This window comes from Vallitalea okinawensis (assembly GCF_002964605.1).
Lineage (GTDB): Bacteria > Bacillota > Clostridia > Lachnospirales > PQDH01 > Vallitalea_A > Vallitalea_A okinawensis.
In genome coordinates, this window is the sequence record NZ_PQDH01000001.1 from 286,995 (window position 1) to 308,941 (window position 21,947).

The 21,947-nt window shown below is 34.4% G+C and carries 19 protein-coding genes and 1 other annotated feature; of the genes, 11 read left to right on the forward strand and 8 right to left on the reverse strand.

Annotated elements, in window-relative coordinates; genetic code table 11:
• Positions 1-160: 160 nt before the first annotated feature.
• Entirely contained in the window at positions 161-1,834 is a 1,674-nt protein-coding gene (locus C1Y58_RS01530) for an alpha-glucosidase (protein WP_105614226.1), read from the reverse strand.
• Between the two features lie 197 nt (positions 1,835-2,031).
• Between C1Y58_RS01530 and C1Y58_RS01535 the strand changes: the two genes are divergently transcribed.
• The 4 genes from C1Y58_RS01535 to C1Y58_RS01550 all read left to right on the forward strand — a co-directional run bounded on the left by C1Y58_RS01535 (position 2,032) and on the right by C1Y58_RS01550 (position 6,026).
• The gene (locus C1Y58_RS01535; RefSeq protein WP_105614227.1) at positions 2,032-2,775 is read left to right on the forward strand and encodes a GntR family transcriptional regulator; all 744 of its coding nucleotides are present in this window, start codon (positions 2,032-2,034) and stop codon (positions 2,773-2,775) included.
• A gap of 65 nt (positions 2,776-2,840) precedes the next feature.
• Positions 2,841-4,349, forward strand: a complete 1,509-nt coding sequence (xylB, locus tag C1Y58_RS01540) for a xylulokinase (protein WP_105614228.1) — start codon at positions 2,841-2,843, stop codon at positions 4,347-4,349.
• 22 nt (positions 4,350-4,371) lie between these two features.
• Entirely contained in the window at positions 4,372-5,061 is a 690-nt protein-coding gene (gene deoC / locus C1Y58_RS01545; protein WP_105614229.1) for a deoxyribose-phosphate aldolase, read from the forward strand.
• A 23-nt stretch (positions 5,062-5,084) separates the two neighbouring features.
• On the forward strand, positions 5,085-6,026 hold the full coding sequence (locus tag C1Y58_RS01550) for an aldo/keto reductase (RefSeq protein WP_105614230.1): 942 nt from the start codon (positions 5,085-5,087) through the stop codon (positions 6,024-6,026).
• Between the two features lie 44 nt (positions 6,027-6,070).
• Here C1Y58_RS01550 and C1Y58_RS01555 read toward each other — a convergent pair whose 3' ends face one another.
• Positions 6,071-6,817, reverse strand: coding sequence for an MBL fold metallo-hydrolase (locus C1Y58_RS01555; protein ID WP_105614231.1), 747 nt, complete (start codon positions 6,815-6,817; stop codon positions 6,071-6,073).
• Positions 6,818-6,921: 104 nt separating this feature from the next.
• The gene (fusA, locus tag C1Y58_RS01560; RefSeq protein ID WP_105614232.1) at positions 6,922-8,988 is read right to left on the reverse strand and encodes an elongation factor G; all 2,067 of its coding nucleotides are present in this window, start codon (positions 8,986-8,988) and stop codon (positions 6,922-6,924) included.
• 494 nt (positions 8,989-9,482) lie between these two features.
• Between fusA and hisC the strand changes: the two genes are divergently transcribed.
• The 6 genes from hisC (at position 9,483) to C1Y58_RS01590 (ending at position 15,645) form a co-directional block, all read left to right on the forward strand.
• The gene (gene hisC / locus C1Y58_RS01565; protein ID WP_105614233.1) at positions 9,483-10,556 is read left to right on the forward strand and encodes a histidinol-phosphate transaminase; all 1,074 of its coding nucleotides are present in this window, start codon (positions 9,483-9,485) and stop codon (positions 10,554-10,556) included.
• Between the two features lie 195 nt (positions 10,557-10,751).
• Complete coding sequence (gene aroF, locus C1Y58_RS01570; RefSeq protein WP_105614234.1) at positions 10,752-11,765, forward strand: 3-deoxy-7-phosphoheptulonate synthase; 1,014 nt, start codon at positions 10,752-10,754, stop codon at positions 11,763-11,765.
• A complete protein-coding gene (locus C1Y58_RS01575; protein ID WP_105614235.1) occupies positions 11,765-12,859 on the forward strand; it encodes a prephenate dehydrogenase in 1,095 nt (364 codons plus the stop codon). Before aroF ends, C1Y58_RS01575 begins: the two co-directional genes overlap by 1 nt.
• A 35-nt stretch (positions 12,860-12,894) precedes the next feature.
• Entirely contained in the window at positions 12,895-14,172 is a 1,278-nt protein-coding gene (gene aroA, locus C1Y58_RS01580; RefSeq protein WP_105614236.1) for a 3-phosphoshikimate 1-carboxyvinyltransferase, read from the forward strand.
• Positions 14,173-14,312: 140 nt separating this feature from the next.
• Complete coding sequence (locus tag C1Y58_RS01585) at positions 14,313-14,762, forward strand: MarR family winged helix-turn-helix transcriptional regulator (RefSeq protein WP_105614237.1); 450 nt, start codon at positions 14,313-14,315, stop codon at positions 14,760-14,762.
• 4 nt (positions 14,763-14,766) lie between these two features.
• Positions 14,767-15,645, forward strand: a complete 879-nt coding sequence (locus C1Y58_RS01590; RefSeq protein ID WP_105614238.1) for a hypothetical protein — start codon at positions 14,767-14,769, stop codon at positions 15,643-15,645.
• A 28-nt stretch (positions 15,646-15,673) separates the two neighbouring features.
• Here the strand turns inward: C1Y58_RS01590 and trpS are convergent, their stop codons facing one another.
• The 5 genes from trpS to C1Y58_RS01615 form a co-directional block, all read right to left on the reverse strand.
• Complete coding sequence (gene trpS, locus C1Y58_RS01595; RefSeq protein ID WP_105614239.1) at positions 15,674-16,681, reverse strand: tryptophan--tRNA ligase; 1,008 nt, start codon at positions 16,679-16,681, stop codon at positions 15,674-15,676.
• A gap of 63 nt (positions 16,682-16,744) precedes the next feature.
• Positions 16,745-16,983, reverse strand: a binding site (T-box leader).
• A gap of 129 nt (positions 16,984-17,112) precedes the next feature.
• Positions 17,113-19,032 (reverse strand): FtsX-like permease family protein, encoded by a 1,920-nt coding sequence (locus C1Y58_RS01600; RefSeq protein ID WP_105614240.1) that lies wholly within the window; start codon positions 19,030-19,032, stop codon positions 17,113-17,115.
• Positions 19,007-19,786: an ABC transporter ATP-binding protein gene (locus tag C1Y58_RS01605; RefSeq protein WP_330404353.1), complete on the reverse strand. Its 780-nt coding sequence runs from the start codon at positions 19,784-19,786 to the stop codon at positions 19,007-19,009. The genes C1Y58_RS01600 and C1Y58_RS01605 overlap by 26 nt, the downstream gene beginning before the upstream one ends.
• Positions 19,787-19,873: 87 nt before the next feature.
• Positions 19,874-20,905: a sensor histidine kinase gene (locus C1Y58_RS01610; RefSeq protein WP_105614242.1), complete on the reverse strand. Its 1,032-nt coding sequence runs from the start codon at positions 20,903-20,905 to the stop codon at positions 19,874-19,876.
• Entirely contained in the window at positions 20,902-21,576 is a 675-nt protein-coding gene (locus C1Y58_RS01615; protein WP_105614243.1) for a response regulator transcription factor, read from the reverse strand. The genes C1Y58_RS01610 and C1Y58_RS01615 overlap by 4 nt, the downstream gene beginning before the upstream one ends.
• Positions 21,577-21,754: 178 nt before the next feature.
• Between C1Y58_RS01615 and C1Y58_RS26335 the strand changes: the two genes are divergently transcribed.
• Positions 21,755-21,910, forward strand: coding sequence for a hypothetical protein (locus C1Y58_RS26335; RefSeq protein ID WP_157949895.1), 156 nt, complete (start codon positions 21,755-21,757; stop codon positions 21,908-21,910).
• The last annotated feature ends 37 nt before the right edge of the window (positions 21,911-21,947 follow it).

Sequence of the window (21,947 nt, forward strand, 5' to 3'; positions counted from 1 at the left end):
CCTCCTTCAAAAAAATAGTAAATAAGCTACAAAAGAGTATCAAAATAATAACTCTATACTTATAAATATATTTATTTGTCGCCGTAATATGTATAAAAAGGTACCTAGGTTAGTCCCCAGATACCAAATACGCATGTGATCTATTCAATTTATCTCAATCTTAGTTATTGGATTTATAGTAAACCGTAGCTTCGTATGGACGTAAAGATAATTTACTTTGGATACTAAGCTTATTTCTTTCATAATTACTTATTAAAAGTTTATGATCTAAATATTTATCATCTACACAAAAGTCAATTGATTTTTCACAGAAATTCAAAATAACCAATAGATCTTGATCATTGAAAGTTCTTGTATAGACAAATAACTCCTCACTTTCTTCAAGTAATTCCATGAATTCACCATAAACAAAAACTGGATATTTTTTTCTAAGCTGTATCAATTGTTTATAATAGTTAAATATTGAGTTTTTATCCCCTACTGACTTCATCGCATTGATTTGTTCATAATTAGGGTTAACTTTAATCCAAGGTTGACCAGTAGTAAAACCAGCATGTTCCGAATCATCCCATTGCATAGGTGTTCTAGCATTATCTCTACCACGCTGATGAATTTTTGCTAATAGTTCTTCTTCACTAGTACCTTGTTTACTTGCCTCATTATACATGTTAATGGATTCAATGTCTTGGTACTCATTGATATTTTTAAAAGCAACATTGGTCATACCTATTTCCTCACCTTGATAAATATAAGGTGTACCTTTTAATGTATGCAGCATGGTTGCTAACATCTTAGCACTTTCGACACGGTATTCTTTATCATTACCAAAACGGGATACTTGACGTGGCTGATCATGATTATTGAGATAGAGGCTATTCCACCCTTCATCAGCTAACCCTAATTGCCATTTTCTGATGATAGCTTTAAAATCTGTTAAGCACCACTCTTTATAATCCCACTTATTCCCCTTTTGATGATCGACACCCATTAGTTCAAACTGAAAGACCATATTTAACTCATGGCGATCCTCTCCAGAATATAACTTTGCATCTTCTACGGTAACACCAGGTGTCTCCCCTACTGTCAATGTATCATATTTAGATAAAACAACCTCATTCATTTCACGCAAATAGTCATGTACTTTAGGCCCATTTAAGAAATATTGACCTCCAAATTTATAACCTTTCTCTTGAGATACAGAAGGTAATTCAGGTACTTTTGAAATCATGTTGATGACATCCATTCTAAATCCATCAACACCCTGCTCTAACCACCAAATCATCATATCATAAACTTCTTGCCTTACTTTTTCATTTTCCCAATTTAAATCCGGCTGTTTTCTACTAAATAGATGGAGATAATATTCCTCAGTATCTTCGTCATACTCCCAAGTAGAGCCACTGAAATAGGAAACCCAATCATTAGGTTCTTCACCCTTTTCTCCACTACGCCATATATAGTAATCACGATATGGATTATTTTTATCTTTTCTAGATTCAATAAACCATTGATGTTCATCAGAAGTATGGTTAACCACTAAATCCATTAATAATTTAATACCCCTTTTATGCATCTCTTGAATCATACGTTGCCAATCTTCTAGAGTACCAAACTCTTTCATAATAGCACGATAATCACTTATATCATAACCATTATCATCATTTGGTGATTGATAACATGGTGATAACCAGACCACATCTACTCCCAATTCCGCAAGATAATCTAACTTTTCTGTTATACCATTTAAGTCACCTATACCATCACCATTGCTATCATTAAAGCTTCGAGGGTATATCTGATAAACAACAGCTTCTTTCCACCATTGACGTTTCATAGTCATCCTCCTCTAATGAAATAATTCTACTGACCTAACACTAACATTAAATAGAGAATGATGTCAATACTTATTTGTTATAATGTCATGACATATTTATAATTGAATTTTGCTTCAACCTATGTTATATTATAAAAGAATTGAATGATTGCAATAGAAAAAATATCTATTCATATAGATCATGTGAGGTTATTGATATGTTTTCAAACACAACTATCGATAAAAACACCCCTATTCCCCTTTATTATCAGCTGAAACAAATCATCTTAGATGATATCAAAAACGGTCATCTGACCCCAGGGGATATGATACCTGCTGAACTGGAACTAACTAAAATGTTTAATTTAAGTAGAACCACTGTTCGTCAGGCTATTATTGAATTAGTCAACGAGGGGCATCTTTATCGCATTAAAGGAAAAGGTACATTCATTGCTAAACCCAAAATCGAACAAGATTTTATGACTAAGATTGAGTCTTTCAAGGAACAAATGTTTAGAAAAGGCTATACCCCAAGTACAAAAGTATTAGAGAAAAGAATTTTGAATGCTACCGGCGATATTGCCAAAAATTTAGTTATTTCTGAAGGGGATCTTACATTAAAATTGAAAAGACTGCGTTATGCTGATTCAGATCCAATAGTTATTGTAGATACTTATTTATCTGCTAACTATTGCAACCACGTTTATGATTATAATCTAGCAGATGTATCCTTATACGATATACTGTCCATGAAATCAGAAACAAAAATAGTCCGCATTCAAAGAACAGTAGAAGCTTCAGTCGCTGGTAAATATGAAAGTGATTTACTATGCATTCCAGAAGGTTTTCCTATTCAAATTTTTCATTCTATTGGTTATAATACTAATAACATACCAATGGAATATTCAATCGCAAAATACCGTGGAGATATGAGTAAGTTTAAAGTGACCATTACCTTATAAGCTAATGGCTCATTTTATTTATATATGTCATGACATAATAACATAAAGCAAGGAGGTTACATTTCATGTCCAAATTATTGCTGGCACATGACCTAGGAACTTCAGGTAATAAGGCAACTTTGTTTTCGACAGATGGTAAGCTTATTAAAAGCTTAGTCATACCCTATCCAACTCATTTTTTTAATAGCAATTGGAGCGAACAGAACCCAGATGATTGGTGGAAAGCTGTTTGCGAATCAACTAAACAACTTCTTCAAGATATTAACCCAGATGACGTGTTAGCCATGTCATTTAGTGGACAAATGATGGGTTGCTTATGTGTTGATAAAAACGGTGTACCTCTGAGGAATGCCATTATATGGGCTGATCAAAGAAGTGAAGATCAAGCCAATTTTATCCGCCAGAAGATAGATGATCACCATTTTTATCGGATAACAGGGCATAGAATCAGTTCATCTTACAGTTTAGAAAAGTTACTTTGGATCAAAGATCACGAACCGGATATCTATGGAAAAACTTATAAAGTTCTTAACGCTAAAGATTATATCGTCTATAAACTAACTGGTCAATTTATGACAGATTATAGTGATGCCTCTAGCACAAATGCATTTGATTTAAATACTTTTACATGGTCTGATGAAATTATCCATGCATCAGGTATTGATGCAGATTTACTGCCCGACGTTAAACCTTCAACCTTTGTTGTTGACCAATTATCATCTACCATAGCAAAAGAGTTAGGTCTATCATCTAAAACAGCTGTGGTTCTTGGGGCTGGAGATGGTGTTTGCTCCGCTGTAGGGGCTGGTTCAATTGAAGAAGGCAAAAGTTATAGCTATCTTGGGTCCTCTGCGTGGATTGCTGTAACCAGTAAACAACCTTTTTATGATGAAGAAATGCGCACCTTTAATTGGGCTCATGCTGTTCCTGGCTATGTTACACCTTGCGGCACTATGCAAGCAGCTGGTAACTCATACAGCTGGTTAAAAAATGAAATATGCTACCATGAAAAAGATTTAGCTAAACAAAGTAACAAAAGTGCTTATGGATTAATGAATGACTTAATTGCTTCATCCTCCATTGGCTCCAATGGACTTATATTTCTTCCCTATCTCCTAGGTGAAAGAAGTCCTAGATGGAATCCCAAGAGTAAGGGAAGCTTTATAGGTGTTAAAATGGAACATAAAAGAGCTGATTTCATTCGCTCAGTTATAGAAGGTATCTTTTTTAATATGGATATAATTCTAAAGATCCTACAAAATCATGTTAGTTTCCAAGAGCTCACTGTCATTGGCGGCTTAGCTCAAGGTGCTATCCAAAGAAAAATAATGGCAGATATCTATGGACTAGATATCTTTAAGCTTAAGCACTTGGAGGAAGCTACCTCAATGGGTGCAGCTGTCATAGCTGGAGTTGGAGTTGGCTCCTTTAAGGATTTTCACTCAATTAATCGTTTTATAGACATTGAAAATGTACAAAAGCCAGATCCGGCTAATGTCAAAGAATACAATCTTATAAAACCGGTTTTTGATGAATGTTATCAACAACTCGTTGACATTTTCCCCAAATTATAATGGGATGTAGAAGGAGATTAAAATGCGTTTATTAACACAAGAACAACTTGCAAAAATGATTGATCAAACTGAACTGAGTCCTTGTATTACAGATGATGCTCTTCAACAGCATTGCGAAAAAAGTAAAGCTTATGGATTCAAAACAGTGGCTATTAATAATGCCTGTATTACTAAATGTAAAGAATACCTTGGCAATTCAGATGTATTAATTGATGCGGCTATTAGTTTCCCACTTGGGCAATGTTCATTAGATACTAAACTATTTGAAACGAAAGATGCTATTGCTAAAGGTGCAAAAGAAGTTGATTATGTTATCAACATCGGTGAACTAAAAAATGGCAACTACCTTTACATTGAAAAAGAAATGCAGGCCATCGTAGAGATTTGTAAAAATGCAAATGTAGTATCCAAAGTCATCTTTGAAAACTGTTATCTTACTGATGATGAAAAACGTAAACTCTGTGAAATTGCTTTAAAGGTCAAACCTAACTATATTAAAACTTCAACAGGATTTGGTACTGGTGGTGCTACTGTCGAAGATGTTCAATTGATGAAGTCCATGGTAGGAGATGAGATCAAAATAAAAGCGTCAGGTGGCGTAAGAAGCCTAGAACAAGCCATGGCTATGATTGAAGCTGGAGCAAGTCGTATTGGAACCAGTAAAGGCATCCAAATTATGGATGAGTATATTGAAGTAAATAATAACATGTAAACTAATTTTTAGGAGGTATGAAAATGAATTATAAACATTTTTCTAAAGTAGAAGAAGCTTTATCCGTCATTGGATTAGGAACTTGGCAATTTGCAGGTGCTGGTGATTGGCCTGAATTTAATAAAGAGGATGCTATTCGTATTATTCATGAAGCCATTGATTCAGGCATCAATTTTATAGATACGGCTCCTGTTTATGGCTTAGGTCATTCAGAAAAAGTTGTGGGTGAGGCCATCAAGAATAAAAGAGATCAGGTTTTTCTTGCAACTAAATGTGGTTTAGTTTGGGATGATCAGAACAGAGTAACCAATAACTTAAAAGCTGACAGCCTTAATGAGGAAATTGATGCAAGTTTAAAAAGATTACATGTGGATCACATTGATCTCTATCAAATCCACTGGCCTGATCCTAATACAGATATTAGAGAAACCATGGAAGCATTGAGAAGCATTCAAGAGCAAGGTAAAATTAAATATATTGGTGTAAGTAACTTTTCTGAAGAGATGATGAAAGAAGCTATGACTATTGCTGATGTTGTTTCTCACCAAGGTTTATATAACATGTTAGAGCAAAATGCAACTTCTTATCATAATATTCCTTTACAGTATAGAGTTAAGGATTCTTTATTGAATTTCTTAGACAATAATGGTCAGTTCTTCTTACCATATAGTCCTTTAATGCAAGGATTATTAGCAGGAAAAACAGAGTTTGATAAGGGTGCTGTAAGTTCTAACCCAGAGCTACAAAATGGTCAATTAGATAAGCATTTAGAAACGATTAAGGGCATTGGAACAATCATTGATAAACCTATTCATGAGATAGCCCTTAACTGGCTTGTTTCACAAAAAACTGTTGGACCAGTTATCGCTGGTTGCACTAAATCAAGACATCTTCACTCTAATCTATCAGCATTGAATTGGACTATGGATGAAGAGATGATGAATGAACTAAATAATTTAATATAAAGAATAAACAGGGTTTGCTAAAGCATTCCCTGTTTTTACTTATATTATTTTCCTAAAAACTCTAAATTAATTTGATGCATCCGTTCTGTCCACGAGGTAGAAAAGTTGATTTTTTCATTTGATTGTACTTTCTTCAAATAATCTAGGTTGATGGCTATAATCTCTCGGTCCATAGGTTCTGTGTGTCCAGTTACTACATGCTTAATATCTCGCTGTCTATACGCTTCCAATGTTCTGATGTAGGTATTCATATTGTTCCAGCATATATAAGTAGGAAGTGGATTATCGATATTATCACCTGCAAATAACGTCTGATCAACACTGTCATAAAGTGATGCCGAATCTTCTGTATGTCCAGGACTATAGAAAATCTCAATTCCCTCTTCTCCTATAGCTATCTTATTCTCAAAAGTTAAATGAGGCAAACATATTTGAGTGGGATTATTTTGGAACATCCCTCTGTGTTCTTCAAGTTCATACACTGCACAATCTTTTATATAGTCCATAGTCTTTTCATGGGCGATTATCAAATGATCTTTAAACCATTCATTACCCCAGATATGATCCCAGTGCCCATGAGAATTGAATGCAATCCATTTCTTATGTCCAAATTGTGGGGTTAGGTAGTTTGCTATTCTGTCCATGTACGAAGCACCTAAATAAGTGTCACACACTATAAAGTTATCTTTTCCTACAATAGCAAAAACATTGGTATAACAATCGTATTCTGTATCTTTCAGATCATCAAATCGAAATTGATAACCCCTACTCCCTATTTGTCTTATATCCATTATTTCATACCCTCCTACGGCTCACTACAAAAGATACCTAATTATAACGTATTAATTTGCAGATTAAAAGAGTGGAACCAAAGCTCCACTCTTCACAATAAGGCTTAAGCGCCTTTTTTACTTTCTTCAATTACTTTTTCTTGTACATCATGTGGAGCTTCTTCATAACGATCGAAGTCCATTGTGAAGTAGCCATGGCCTTGAGTCATACTTCTTAAATCAGTAGGATAACTGAACATCTCTGCCATTGGTACTTCCGCCTCAATTTCTTGCTTACCTTTTACTGGTGCCATACCTAATACACGCCCACGACGCTTATTTAAATCGCCGATGATATCACCCATGTATTCATCTGGTACTAGAACCTTAACTGATGCTATAGGCTCTAAGATAATAGGTTTCGCTTGCTCCATACCTTTTTTGAAGGCCACAGTTGTTGCCACCTTAAATGCCATTTCAGAAGAATCCACTGGATGGTAAGATCCATCTACTAAAGTGGCTTTTACACCGACTACTGGATAACCTGCTAAAGCACCTTTTAAAACGGATTCTTGTAAACCTTTTTCTACTGCTGGGAAGTAATTTTTAGGTACTGATCCACCAAAGATTTTTTCTTCAAATACGTAAGGTTGACTTAAATCACCTGATGGTTCAAATTCAATATGAACATCACCGTATTGACCATGACCACCAGATTGTTTTTTATGTTTCCCTTGTACTTTTGCCTTACCTTTTATGGTTTCCCTATAAGCAACTTTTGGAGCAATTAAATCAATTTCAACTTTAAACTTAGTTTTAAGTTTGCTCATAATAACATCTAAATGTTGTTCGCCTACACCGTAAAGCAATTGCTGATGCATTTCATGATCGTGAACTAATCGGATAGTTTTATCTTCTTCCATGAGTTTATGAAGTCCAGTACCAATCTTATCCTCATCACCTTTACTCTTAGGTACAATAGCCATTGCATTGAGTGAGGCTGGGTATTCGATAGGTGGATATTTAACTAAATGACCTTTTTCACATAATGTATCTCCTGTTCGAGTATAGTTCAATTTAGTGACGGCACCGATGTCACCAACCCTTAACTCTTTTACTTCGATTTGTTCTTTTCCTTTAAGAACATATATATGACCTAATCTTTCAGATTCATCTTTATTAACGTTAATAATTGGGGTATCTGCAGTTAATGTACCAGACATCACTCTGAATAAGGAAATCTTACCTATAAAAGGATCCGCAATTGTTTTAAATACAAATGCAGAAACTGGTTCTTGTTCATCACATTTTATTTCAACAGTTTCGCCTGCTTCATTCTCAGCTTCTACAGTTGCTTTTAATTCTACTGGATTAGGTAAATACTTAATCATAGAATTCATAAGCACTTGAATACCTGTATTGGTAACAGCTGAACCACAGAGAACTGGTACAATCTCGCCTTGAGCAATACCGCCATGTAAAGCACTTTGAATTTCTTCTAAAGTAAATTCTTCTTCCATAAAATACTTTTCCATGAGCTCTTCATCTGTTTCTGCAACTGCTTCTAATATCATTTCTCTTACAGGTGCTATTTCGTCTTTCATACCTTCAGGTATATCACATTTTTCAACATGATCTTTCACAAAACGTCGACCTTGCATTTTTACTACATTAACAAAACCAACAAAGTGACCATCTTCCTTAATTGGTACCTGGAATGGTGCAATACATTTACCAAACTTTTCTTTTAATTCTTCTAGCACTTTTACCATACTTGCGCTATCATCATCCATGCCATTTACAAAAATCATTCGTGGGACACCTTGAGAATGTTCCCATGCTTTTTCTGTACCAACTTCAACTCCAGAACGCCCAGAGACGACTATAACTGCTCCATCTACTGCTCGCATAGCTTGGTGAACCTCACCAATAAAATCAAAGTAACCTGGAGTATCTAGAACATTAATCTTATTATTGTCCCATTCTACTGGAAGCATTGATGCTCCGATTGAGAAACCTCTTTTGTTTTCTTCGCTGTCAAAATCACAGATAGTATTTTTTTCTTCAACTCTACCTTGTCTTTTCGTCATGCCTGCTACATATGCCATTGCTTCTGCTATTGTCGTCTTGCCAACGCCACCATGTCCTAATAATGCCAGATTTCTTACTTGATCAGTAGTATAAACTTTCATAAAAATTCCCCCAATCGTTAGTAATTTTGGTATATACTGATATCCACAGCTAAGGTACACCGAATTAGTGAATGTGTGTAACCCTTAATAGAATTATCGACTTAATTTATAGTCTTTATACACAACTTCAATAATCCGAAGCACAATGCCATGTAGCTTTTAACAAAAAGGTTAAATGACCTTATTAAATAGTATTCTACTTAAACAAATAAAATCCTTTTTTTAAAAACAAAAAACAAAAAAATTATTATAAATATTTAAATTTGTTTATTATATTTTAAATTTCCGACTATTTGAATCATTCTAACATCTGGTTTGGAGTGCTTTTTAGCCTTTCCTTATAAGAAATTTTTTGCGAATATCTAACTTTTGTTGACACCTCTTTTCCAGCAATGTAAAATAAATAACAAGTAAAATACTTAAAAGTACATAATTCTAAAAATATAAATGGATGTAATTATGTCTTCCTAATCTATTATTAAAGGGGTGCTTTTATGCTAACATGTAGAAAAAATATTAATGATTTAAAACCCTATGTACCTGGTAAACCAATTGAAGATGTGCAGAAGGAATACGGCTTAACTGATGTCATCAAAATTGCTTCTAATGAGAACCCGTATGGTTGCTCTCCTCTTGCAAAAGAAGCCATAACATCAGCATTAGATCGTATTGCTCTTTATCCAGATGGTAATGCAACAGTGCTTAAAGAATCAGTAGCCAAACATTTGGGTGTTGCTAGCAACCAACTTTTATTTGGTGCTGGATCAGATGAAATTATCACCATGCTTGCTGAAGTATTTATTAATCCAGGTGATGAAGCTATTTCATGTACACCAAGCTTCCCAAGATACAAATCTGCTGTTCAGCTGATGGACGGGCAATTCATTGAAGTTCCAACAAAAAATTATACCTTTGATTTAGATGGTATATTGGATGCTATTACGGATAAGACTCGTATCATCTTTATTGCCAATCCTAATAATCCAACTGGTACCATCGTAACTGCAGAAGAACAAAGAGCTTTTCTTAACAAAGTGCCAAACAATATATTAGTTGTTTTAGATGAAGCTTATTATGAATTTGCAATGGGAGGAGCTTATCCTGAATCTTTACCATTATTAAAAGAGTATGATAATACCATCATTCTTAGAACATTTTCAAAAGCATATGGTTTAGCTTCCTTACGTGTAGGGTATGCCATCAGCAATGCTGTTACAATTGATTTACTCAATCGTGTAAGAGGACCATTTAATGTTACCTCACTGGCACAGCTAGCTGCGGTGGCAGCACTAAAAGATCAGGAATTTGTTAGGAAAACCATGGAAATGAATGCTGAAGTTAAAGCATATTCTTATAAAAAATGTGATGAACTTGGTATTGAATATGCAGAAAGTCATACGAACTTCGTTATGATGGATGTCAAGCAGCCTGGCAATGAACTCTTTGTTGAATTACAGAAAAAAGGTGTGATTATACGACCTATAGGTCCCACTACACTCATTCGTGTTACATTAGGTACCATGGATGAAATGGAAAAATTCTTTGCAGAAATTGAAAAATTGTTGTAATATAGTCATAAGGACAATTTAGGGTAGCCTGAATTGTCTTTATATTTATATATCGAAGTCCATACTTCGACTTAAGAAACCCAGTTTTACAGCTATTAGGAATAAATCCTTATACCTCATTTACTTCGGAATAAATGAGAAGAAATGAATAAGAAGACCTTTCAGGTTAAAAATGAATTTAAGGAGTTGAATTTTATGATAGTTGTAATGAAACCCCATGCACCTCAAAATTGTGTTGATCAAGTGATTCAAGTGATTGAAGGTCATGGATTAATATCCCATTTATCAGTTGGTGATGAAGTAACTATTATTGGTGTCGTCGGTGACAAAAGTAAACTAGCTGATTGTAATCTAGAATTATTCGACGGAGTTGAAAAAATTGTGTCTGTGACGGAATCTTATAAACTAGCTAATAAGAAGTTTCACGCTAACCCCTCAACGATTAAAGTCGGTAATACCGAAATTGGTGGTAAGAAGTTAGCTATGATAGCCGGACCATGTGCTATTGAAAGCAGAGATCAGATGTTAAAGACAGCTCAAGCCATTAAAGGTGCAGGAGCAACAATACTCCGTGGAGGTGCTTATAAGCCACGTACCTCCCCTTACTCTTTTCAAGGATTAGAAGAAGAAGGTTTACGCTATATGGCTGAAGCCAGAGAGGAAACAGGATTACCTATTGTATGTGAAGTTACCAGTTTAGAAGCCGTTGAAGTAGCCGCCAAATACGTCAATCTTTTTCAAATTGGAGCACGAAACATGCAGAACTTCTACCTATTAAAAGAAGTAGGAAAAACCAACATCCCAGTCATCTTAAAAAGAGGTTTAGCCGCCACTGTGGATGAGTGGTTAAATGCTGCGGAGTACATCATGAGCGAAGGTAATAAAAATGTCATTCTCTGTGAACGTGGTATCCGAACTTTTGAGACTTCAACTCGAAACACTCTTGATATCAGTGCCGTACCTGTCGTTAAAGCTAAAAGTCATTTACCGATTATTGTAGATCCTAGTCATGCAGCTGGTGTTCGCCATTATATAGCACCGTTAGCTAAAGCCGCTATTGCAGCAGGTGCTGATGGTTTAATGATTGAGGTACACCACGATCCAGCCCGTGCCTTATCAGATGGTCCACAGTCTTTAAAGCCATCAAAATTCGAAGCATTATGCAACGAGCTTCGACCATTATCTAAGCTCATGGGAAGGGATTTATAATGCAATCTTTAAATATCGGAATCATTGGATTAGGTCTCATTGGTGGATCACTTGCTAAAGCTATAAAGAGGAGTCACCCTCAAATAGATATTGTTGCATTTGATCAGAATGAAAAATCATTATTACTTGCAAAAGAGCAAGGCATTATCAATAGTTATACTTTAACTATTGATAGTGCCTTTTCAACAAGGGATATCATCTTTTTATGTTTACCAGTTGAAAAGAACCAACACGTGATTAGTCAATTAACAGATTTAGTGAATTCTCAATGTATACTAACGGATGTTGGCAGTACGAAGAACTCTATCTGTGAAGCCTTTAATAATGTTGATTTACCTTGTACATTTATAGGCGGACACCCTATGACAGGTTCTGAAAAAAGTGGTTTTAAAGCGTCTAAAGCTTATCTGTTTGAAAATGCTTACTATATCCTCTGCCCTAACGAGGATGTTCATACTGATCAAGTAGCACTCTTAAAAGGACTCATCGAATCCTTTGGTGCCTTAGTCATCATAATGGATGCCAAAGAACATGATTATGTGACATCAGCCATCAGTCATGTGCCTCATGTTGTAGCCTCTTCCTTAGTTGCTTTTGTGGAAAGCTTAGATGAACACAACCTCTTACTTAAGCAATTAGCAGCCGGTGGCTTTAAAGATATAACACGAATTGCTTCATCGTCACCTGAAATGTGGCAAAGTATTTGCTTAGCTAATTCGAAACAGATTGAAGAACAACTGGATGTCTTTATGGATGTGATTAGGACCATAAAAAAGTTCATCCAGCGTAAGGATGAAGAAGGACTTTCTCATTTCTTTCAATCAAGTAAAATCTATCGGGATTCATTTAAAGTACACGCTTTAGATCCATTGATAAAAACATATGAACTTCGTATTGATGTTGAAGATCAGCCTGGTACTATTGCTCAGGTAGCAACACTCTTGAGTAAAAATAACCTTAATATAAAGAATATTGGTATAGTTAATAACAGAGAACATGAAAGAGGTATTTTAGAGATTATCTTCTACGATAAAGAAAGTCGTAACGAAAGCGCTACTTTATTGCAGACCAGCGGGTATAATGTTTATTATTAAGGTACAATATTTGAATGTGAAAATGGAGGAAACTAATGCGAATACAACCTATAAAAAAATTAGAAGGATCAGTTACTGTTCCTGGAGATAAATCCATCTCTCATAGAGGCATAATGTTAGGCTCATTAGCAGAAGGAACTACCATTGTTCGTGACTTTTTACCAGCTGCAGATTGTCTATCTACTATATCATGTTTTCGTCAATTAGGTATTGCTATACAGCAAGATGGACAAGATGTCATTGTTCAGGGTAAAGGTTTAAGAGGCTTATCTCAACCTAAAACTACTTTGGATGTTGGTAATAGTGGTACTACTTTTCGCTTAATGTCCGGTATCCTATCTGCTCAGGCATTCGATACTGCCCTAACAGGTGATGCTTCTATTCAAAAAAGACCTATGGATCGTATCGTTAAACCTTTAAGACTAATGGGAGCTCAATTGGACGGAAAAGAAGATGGTAAGTTTGCTCCTATACATATAAAAGGACAATCTCTAAAAAGTATCACTTATAAAAGTCCTGTTGCCAGTGCTCAAGTAAAGTCATCAATCTTGTTAGCTGGATTATATGCCAATGGAGAAACGACTGTTATAGAACCTAATAAATCAAGAGATCATACGGAAAGGATGCTAGCTTATTTTGGTCATCCTTTAGAAATTGACGGTAAGAAAGTAACGACTACAACGTGCAATGAGCTTTATAGTAGAGAAGTCATTGTCCCAGGCGATATCTCATCTGCTGCATACTTTCTTGTTGCTGGGTCAATTACTCCAAATTCTGAAATTCTTATTAAAAATGTTGGTATCAACCCAACTCGAACAGGTATCTTGGATGTATTAAAGGCTATGGGTGCTGATATCAATTATTTGAATCAACGAAGTGTTAGCGGAGAGCCTGTTGCTGATCTACAAGTAAAAAGCTCCACACTGAAATCAACTATTATTGGTGGTGAGGTTATTCCTCGACTTATCGATGAAATACCTGTTATTGCAGTAGCTGCTTGCTTTGCGGAAGGTAAGACCATTATAAAAGATGCTGCCGAACTAAAAGTAAAGGAATCCAATCGTATTGCTACAGTTGTCAGTGAGCTATCGAAGATGGGAGCTGAAGTTATAGAGACAGAAGACGGTATGGTTATTACAGGTACAGGTTACCTTAACGGGGCTAAAGTTGAAAGTTTTCATGACCATCGAATAGCTATGTCTTTAGCTGTAGCTGGACTCTTAGCTGAAGGTGAGACATGGATCAATAACAGTGATAGCGTGCGTATTTCATACCCACAATTTTATGATGACTTAAAAAAACTAACTTTTTAGAAGCAATGAAGCTTATTTCAGAGATGGAATAAGCTTTTTTAGTATTAGAATTATAGGATATAATTGACAAATTGAAGAGTTCATGTTAGACTTCTAATAGTTAGAACTACAACTAAATAGTTAGAGAGGTGACTATATCTATGTCTCAGGATAAGGGTAATCAAATTCATAAAGTTTTTGATCAGTATATGCCTTACTACTTCAGATACATTAATCCAATAATACATAAAGAGAAAAATGAGATACATTCTTTAAATGAGAATCAGATAAAGGCTTTATTAGCTATCAATCACTTTAGAAAAGCTACGCCTACATTATTGAGTCATGCTTTAAACATTCAAAAGGGTAGCTTAACAACTATTATTAAAGCCCTTATAAAAATGGACTTAATCATTAAAGAATACGATGTTAAAGATGAAAGAACTTATTACCTCCAACTCACCCCGTCTGGTCAAGAATTTGTCAAATATAAAGAAAAGAAAATCATAGTTGAATTCAATAATCTTTTTGAATCAATGGATGAAGAAAGCCTAAAAAAAGTAGTTGATGGCTTCAATGCATTAGTACAACATTTTATAAGTTTGGAGTGATGATATGAGAAATAAAGAATACGATGCTTTTGGTCCATGGATTCTAGAAATCAACAAAGAACATGCCCTTCCACCACTTTTCGTTGACAATTTTACAGAAAACAACAATTACTTAATGTGTATAAAAATCCCTAGAGATATTGAACGGCGAAATGCACAACCTGGAATGAATCTATACGATTATGTTATAGCACTTTATGAGGACTATCTTTATATCCTTAAGCGAGTCGACGATCATGTCATAACTCAAACTGTTCCATATAGTGAGATAGAAGGTATTAAGGACTATCGTAACTTACTTGTAGGTGAGCTGACATTACTCTTAAGGCATGGCTCTGTCTCTTTTCGATATAATACCGTATCCAGTGATATTATCGATCATATAACTTCAATTGTACGTAAACGATATGTTACAGAGGAAAGATCTCTAGATACAACTTGTCCAACAAATGAAGAGTATATTAAAGGAAAGACAGAAAAGTACTATCAACATTTGGTTAGACTTCTTAAGAAACAAGATGAGCTCATTCATTTCATAGGCTTACAATCCCCTTCTAAATTGGAACATAGACAACTCTATAAACGATTATCTTTTAAGTGGATCAATAGTCAGCTGCAAAGCAGCGTTTATCTCTCTAATAAGAAAGAAGTTATCGTTCTTCAACGAGGAAAGCCCTTTAAATTTTTTAGAGAAGCTGACTACAGTTATAGCCTAACATACATCCCCTACAAACACATAACATTAGTTCACCGAGCAGATAATGATTTCTCGTCAGAGTTAGAGAACATAATAATCAACACTAAAAAACATAAGTTTAATTACTTCTTTAAGAAAGATAATCATTATAAAGATGATGTATATAGACATTTACGAAGTGCTTAAAGAGAAAAACTCCCATAGGGGAGTTTTTCTATCTTACTAATTCTGGTAAACCAACTTTCTTCTTAACTTTTCTTAACGTCTTCTGAGCTAAATAATTAGCAGTTTCACCGTTTTTCTTTATAATTTGATCAATATAATCTTTGTTCTTCTGAAGCTCCTTATAACGTTCTTGTAAAGGTCTTAATCCTTCAGCAACAACATCACCTACTTCTTTCTTAAAGTCACCATAACCTTTACCTTCAAAGTGAGATTGAACTTCATCCATTGTCATACCAGTAAAGCATGAGTAGATTTCAATAAGATTGCTAATACCCGCTTTGTTCCCACGGTCAAAACGTATTTCAGCATCTGAATCCGTAACTGCTCTTTTAATCTTATTTCGAATAACATTTGGTTCATCGAGTAGTAAGATATAAGCATTCGGATTTTCGTCGGACTTTGACATTTTTTTAGTAGGTTCTTGTAAGCTCATTACTCTAGCAGCAACTTTAGCGATATAAGGATCAGGAACTGTGAATACATCACCATTAGCATTATTAAATCGACTTGCGATATCTCTTGCAAGCTCTAAATGTTGTTTTTGATCATGTCCTACAGGCACTAAATCTGTATTGAATAAAAGGATATCTGCTGCCATTAGAACAGGGTATGTGAAGAGACCAGCATTGATATTACTCTCATGCTTAGCTGATTTTTCTTTGAACTGAGTCATTCGGTTAAGTTCACCTAAGTGAGTGTAACAATTCAATATCCATGCTAATTCTGCATGACCTGATACATGAGATTGATAATAAACAATGTTCTCTTCAGGGTCAATTCCAGCAGCAATGTATTGCATGAGTAGATTTCTTGCATTTTTTCTTAAATCAGCAGGCTTCTGTCTTACAGTAAGAGAATGCAGATCCACTACACTAAATAAACAGTTGTATTCTTCCTGGAGTAGTAACCAGTTTTTTAGAGCTCCTAAATAATTACCTAATGTTAGTTGTCCAGTTGGTTGCATACCACTGTATAAAATTTTTTTATCTGACATCATCATCACCTCTCTATTATTCTTTCAAAAAATCGGGATAATTAATACACTAAAAAACTCCGTCCCATATAGGACGAAGTTATAATTCGCTAATGCCACCTAATGTGCGTGTTGAGGTACTAACATACCCTATCCCTGTAACGTAGGAACCACGTCATAAGCTACTTAACACAAAATTTTAGTATTCTTTTCACTTATGCTCCTCATGAACCCATTCAGAATCACTGTATCGTATCGATCTTCCACCAACATCGACTCGCTGTAACGTCATGATGAATCTTACTCTTCTCAATCAACGGATTTATTGTATTTGAGTCAATTATATACCATGTTTTGTCTTTCGTCAAGAAACATCCCTAGACCTTTAGTAGTATTCCTAGAGTCAAATCAAACATCTTATATATATCCTATGCAAATTCAAATAAGCGTGTTTATCATTGTGGCTGAGAACTTTGTAGATTAATTAATTTCTGATATTGACTAACTGCTAGAAGATAGTATATGACATATACTATCAGAAACAGTATGATTCCAATTAATAAAGGTACGAGTAAACTAATACCCATGAGCTCCTGTAGTACTCGAATTGCAAAATAAGTATGCAATAAACCTAGAAAAAATGGACAAAAGAAATATAAGCCTACTTGAACATAGATAATTTTCTTTAAGTCTTTATCAGACATCCCTAATTGCATCAACGTTTTTAACGCAATTTGATCCGAAAAAGCATCAGTCAGTACTTTAAAATAAAGGATGCTTCCAGTTGCTAAGAGAAATACTAATGCTAAAAAGGCTCCTACAAAGAAAATCACGCCCATTAAATCATACTTAATACTTTCATTGACGACGAATAATTTAGATGCAAAGCATATTTTTTCTGCTGGTACAGGTAAATTAAAGAATAGCTGCTTTAATCCTTCATAATTAATCTTCGTTTCATCATCAGTTAAATAGCCATAAAACATCTTTTGATCATGTTCCTTTGCCAAATCTTCATATCTTTCATCAGATATAACAATGGATGAATATGGCATGAACTGACCAAATAAAGTTGACTTCATCTGCTTGATAATATGAACATCGTTGATGGCAGCCTCAGTATAATTTTTTCCATTTAAGCTTAATATAACTTCAGGATGCATAATAACGAAAGCTTCATCCTCATTCATCTTACTTAAGAAAAAATCATCGATACTTCTTTTACCTATAACCTCATCTTGAATCATTAAGTAATCCGATAGTTTGACAACAGACATATTGACATCATTAGAAAACTCCATTTCCACATCCAGTAAGATATAAGGAATTTCTTTCTTTACAGCTGGTAATACTCCTAGTTCATCTAACTCTTCATCAATGTACTGAACGATTGACTCATCATTGGTTGTATAAGTCAATGTAAAAGGGTATTGATATTTTTCTTCTTGCATGACTGCATATTTTTGAGACGCAACGGTAGTAAAACAAGTAATTGTAGCTGCAACTAATATGGTAATTACAGCGTATATACGATAATTTTGTCTAATGCGGTATTTCATCTGAGCAATGATAAAACCATTACTACGCCGGTAATAGAACTTGGGAATTTGACATAATAACTGTAACATAAACGTAATGGACGCTTTAAAAAATAGAAAAGTACCTAGACTAACAACAAGAATTGTAGTAAGAGCATAGGTGTGAAAATTAGACTTTAATGCTACGCTACTGAGATAATAACCAAATGAGATTAAACAGATACCTAAAATACCTGTTATAACTTTTTTAGACGGTACAAGTTCTTCTTTCTCTTTCCCTTTAATTAAATTAATTAGAGATGTTCGTCTAATAATAATGAAGTCTTTACATGCCATTAGGATGCTCAATACCAAAAATGTTATTGCTGTTTCTAGGACACCTTTATAAGAAATAAAAAAATCAATGGTCACATCCAATAAACTGACTCTAGCTAGTATCATCATAAATAATTTGCCTAGAACAATACCGATCAACTCACCCATAATAATTGCAAAAGAACTTAAAAATAAGCTTTCACACACGTATATTTTTGCTACATCACTTTGGCTTATGCCCATCAATGTAAAAAGACCTATCTCTTTTTTTCTCTGATTAAGAAAATAACTTCCAGAGTACCATATAAAAAAAATAACAAATATAAAGATGACAGTTGCTGTTACATCTCCAGAGGCTGCAAATTCAACACGTATATCTTGTGCTGCTAAAATTTCTGGATTATGTTTAAGGGCTATAAAGTTATAGTAGATCGCTACAATAGCCGATAAGGTAAAAAAATGTATCCTGTATAATCCCATATTATTATTAAAATTCTTATAGGAAAGTCTCATCCACTTCATGAATTGCACCTCCCATAGAAGCTAATAGGTCCAAAATACGATTGTAGAATTCTTGGCGTTGATTTCCTTTGTTAAGTTTTGTATGAATTTTACCATCTTTAATAAAAATAATCTGTTTACAAAAGCTGGCTGTATAGGGATCATGGGTCACCATTAAAATAGTCGCTCCAAGCTCTCTATTGAGTTTTTCTAGATACTTCAAGAATATGGTTGCAGATTTTGAATCCAATGCTCCCGTCGGTTCATCGGCAAGTATCACTGATGGATTACTTATCATCGCTCTTGCTGCAGCAGCTCTTTGCTTTTGACCACCAGATAATTGATAGGGATACTTTTCTAAGTGATCCTTTATACCTAAAAACTGACAAAGACCTTCTACCCGCTTAATTATTTCTTTAGCAGGAACATCTTGTAGCGATAGTGGTAATGCAATATTGTCTTTAATGGTCATGTTATGCAATAAGTTAAAGTCCTGAAACAAGAAACCAATGTGATCTCTTCTAAAGCTGGCTAGAGCTTTATTATTCAAACAACTAATATCTTCACCTTTGAAAACCACTTTCCCTGATGTAGGCTGGTCAATAGATGCAACTAAATTGAGTAATGTAGTTTTTCCTGCTCCAGAGGGTCCCATAATACCAATAAATTCACCTTTATTCACTGTTAGATCAACACTGTCTAAGGCTATCGTTTTAAGACTCTTATTATGATATATTTTTGTTAATTTCTTACTCTCTATGATGGGTTTCATCATCAAGCCTCCTCCCATATTAACTATTCTTTCATTTATTATAGTGGAGACTAAGACTGTGTTCCATCGCTTTACGTGACATCTACAGTTCTAAAGTGACATTTTTGTAACATGCAAATCCACTAACTGGCTAAACTCTATTGTGATACAGGTGCCCTTGTGAACCTCAGACTCAATACTTACTTCATGGCCCAGTTGATTAGCAATCTTATGGACCAAATATAGTCCCATACCTGTGGAGCGATTACCTTTGCGTCCATTTTCACCAGTAAAGCCTTTATCCCATACCCGCTCAATATCTTGTATAGGAATACCTAACCCATTGTCTCTTATGGATAAATAAATCTTTTCTTCATTTTTGAATGAATTAATTTCAATCCAACCATTTTCTTTTCCATATTTACAGGCATTATTGAATAACTGTTCACATATATACGTCAGCCATTTTGTATCTGTTAATACTTCATGGTTCAAATCCCCCAGCCTTATTTCCATGTTACTATGTATAAAGAGGTTCATATTTGATTTTATAACTTCTTTAATTAATGTATCAAGATGCACCTCTTGATAGGATAAGTCTTCACTTAAACTATTGGCTCTACTGATATGAAGAACTTGTCCCACTAAATACCTTAAGCGATCAATTTCTATCCTAAGTTCTTTTGCCTTATCAGTACTAAAGTTTTCTACTTCACAAGCTATAAGCTCTAATACTGTAATGGGCATTTTGATCTCGTGTGTCCATTTCGTTATGTAATCATTGATTTCATCCATTTTATCTTTGATTTCTAATACTTTTAAATCACTTTTAGCTACATGATATCTATGTATTTTTCTAATCAAATCTTCTTCTACGGATTGTCCCAGTATAGGTACGTTATTATGCACGTCATTTTCTTGGAGTTGATGATGTAGCTGGTCATAGCTATTTTTCCACCGTCTAAACAGTATCGTTTCTCTCATCAAGATGGTAAACATAATAACCAGGTTAAGGTACATAATGTCTTTCAAGCTTTGACTTAGTGGTACACTCGTAGCTAAAACACTATCCATTAAACTGAGTATTAGACCATCAAATAGTAGACGATACAAATGTTGCTTAATAAATTTCATTATACTCATTGCATCATATACCCCTCTCCTTTTTTGGTTTTAATACAGTCTTTTAAGCCAAGTTCCTCAAGTTTCTTTCGCAAGCGATTGATATTAACAGTCAAAGTATTGTCGTTAACAAATTGATCATCATCCCACAAAGCTCTCATTATTTTATCTCTACTAACAATCTTATCTTTATTTAAAAGCATGGTATGTAATATACGGCTCTCATTTTTAGTTAATTCAAGTTTGATATCATTCATCTTTAATGTATGGTCGCCTAAGTTAAACACGGCGTTACCAATGCTCATTGTCTGCATTTGCTGATCTGTATAGGCATACGTTCTTCTCAGAATTGCAGCTATTTTAGCACTTAGCACTTCTACAGAGAAGGGTTTTGTGATGTAATCATCCCCACCTGAATTCATAGCCATTATAATATCCATATCTTGATCACGGCTTGATAAAAACAGTATAGGACATTTAGAGAACTCACGTATCTTGTAACACCAGTAAAAACCATCAAAGTAGGGTAAGTTAATATCCATGAGTACAAGATGTGGATTTATTTGAATAAACTCGTCCATTATTTTCTCGAAATTCTTTATTTTTATTACTTCATAACCCCATCTTATTAGATGCTTGGCTAATTTATCACATAACTTTTCATCATCTTCAACTAAAAGGATCTTATACATTCTCTCACCTCATCATTTACTCATTCTTCTTTATCATAATCAATAATCCCAGAAAAAGCAAATTCCTAAAATATATATCTGACACTGAATACATTGTACTTAAAGATTTTATTCTCTTTGAATGACTTAACTTCTTTCAGGTTATACTATAGCTACTAATTTTGTTATGGAGGTTATTATGAATACTACTCTTAAAGCTTTGGTATGGGTTGTTTTAATCTTTATTGTTGTATTATTTATTTACTTTTTATGGCCAGCAACAACGAATTTAAACGATACAGAGAATACATTTTCAAGCATTTCTAATTTCTTCTCCCTTTTTAATGTAATATAAAATTTCAATTAGAAAAAACCAGAAATCCTAAGATCTC

Coding starts and splice junctions, on each gene's coding strand:
- xylB (WP_105614228.1), top strand. CDS start 2,841: ATGTCCAAATTATTGCTGGCACATGACCTAGGAACTTCAGGTAATAAG.
- C1Y58_RS01605 (WP_330404353.1), bottom strand. CDS start 19,786: ATGATGAAACCCATCATAGAGAGTAAGAAATTAACAAAAATATATCAT.
- C1Y58_RS01575 (WP_105614235.1), top strand. CDS start 11,765: ATGCAATCTTTAAATATCGGAATCATTGGATTAGGTCTCATTGGTGGA.
- trpS (WP_105614239.1), bottom strand. CDS start 16,681: ATGATGTCAGATAAAAAAATTTTATACAGTGGTATGCAACCAACTGGA.
- aroA (WP_105614236.1), top strand. CDS start 12,895: ATGCGAATACAACCTATAAAAAAATTAGAAGGATCAGTTACTGTTCCT.
- C1Y58_RS01550 (WP_105614230.1), top strand. CDS start 5,085: ATGAATTATAAACATTTTTCTAAAGTAGAAGAAGCTTTATCCGTCATT.
- C1Y58_RS01610 (WP_105614242.1), bottom strand. CDS start 20,905: ATGAGTATAATGAAATTTATTAAGCAACATTTGTATCGTCTACTATTT.
- aroF (WP_105614234.1), top strand. CDS start 10,752: ATGATAGTTGTAATGAAACCCCATGCACCTCAAAATTGTGTTGATCAA.
- hisC (WP_105614233.1), top strand. CDS start 9,483: ATGCTAACATGTAGAAAAAATATTAATGATTTAAAACCCTATGTACCT.
- C1Y58_RS01585 (WP_105614237.1), top strand. CDS start 14,313: ATGTCTCAGGATAAGGGTAATCAAATTCATAAAGTTTTTGATCAGTAT.
- C1Y58_RS01530 (WP_105614226.1), bottom strand. CDS start 1,834: ATGAAACGTCAATGGTGGAAAGAAGCTGTTGTTTATCAGATATACCCT.
- C1Y58_RS01600 (WP_105614240.1), bottom strand. CDS start 19,032: ATGAAGTGGATGAGACTTTCCTATAAGAATTTTAATAATAATATGGGA.
- C1Y58_RS01555 (WP_105614231.1), bottom strand. CDS start 6,817: ATGGATATAAGACAAATAGGGAGTAGGGGTTATCAATTTCGATTTGAT.
- C1Y58_RS01615 (WP_105614243.1), bottom strand. CDS start 21,576: ATGTATAAGATCCTTTTAGTTGAAGATGATGAAAAGTTATGTGATAAA.
- C1Y58_RS26335 (WP_157949895.1), top strand. CDS start 21,755: ATGAATACTACTCTTAAAGCTTTGGTATGGGTTGTTTTAATCTTTATT.
- C1Y58_RS01590 (WP_105614238.1), top strand. CDS start 14,767: ATGAGAAATAAAGAATACGATGCTTTTGGTCCATGGATTCTAGAAATC.
- fusA (WP_105614232.1), bottom strand. CDS start 8,988: ATGAAAGTTTATACTACTGATCAAGTAAGAAATCTGGCATTATTAGGA.
- C1Y58_RS01535 (WP_105614227.1), top strand. CDS start 2,032: ATGTTTTCAAACACAACTATCGATAAAAACACCCCTATTCCCCTTTAT.
- deoC (WP_105614229.1), top strand. CDS start 4,372: ATGCGTTTATTAACACAAGAACAACTTGCAAAAATGATTGATCAAACT.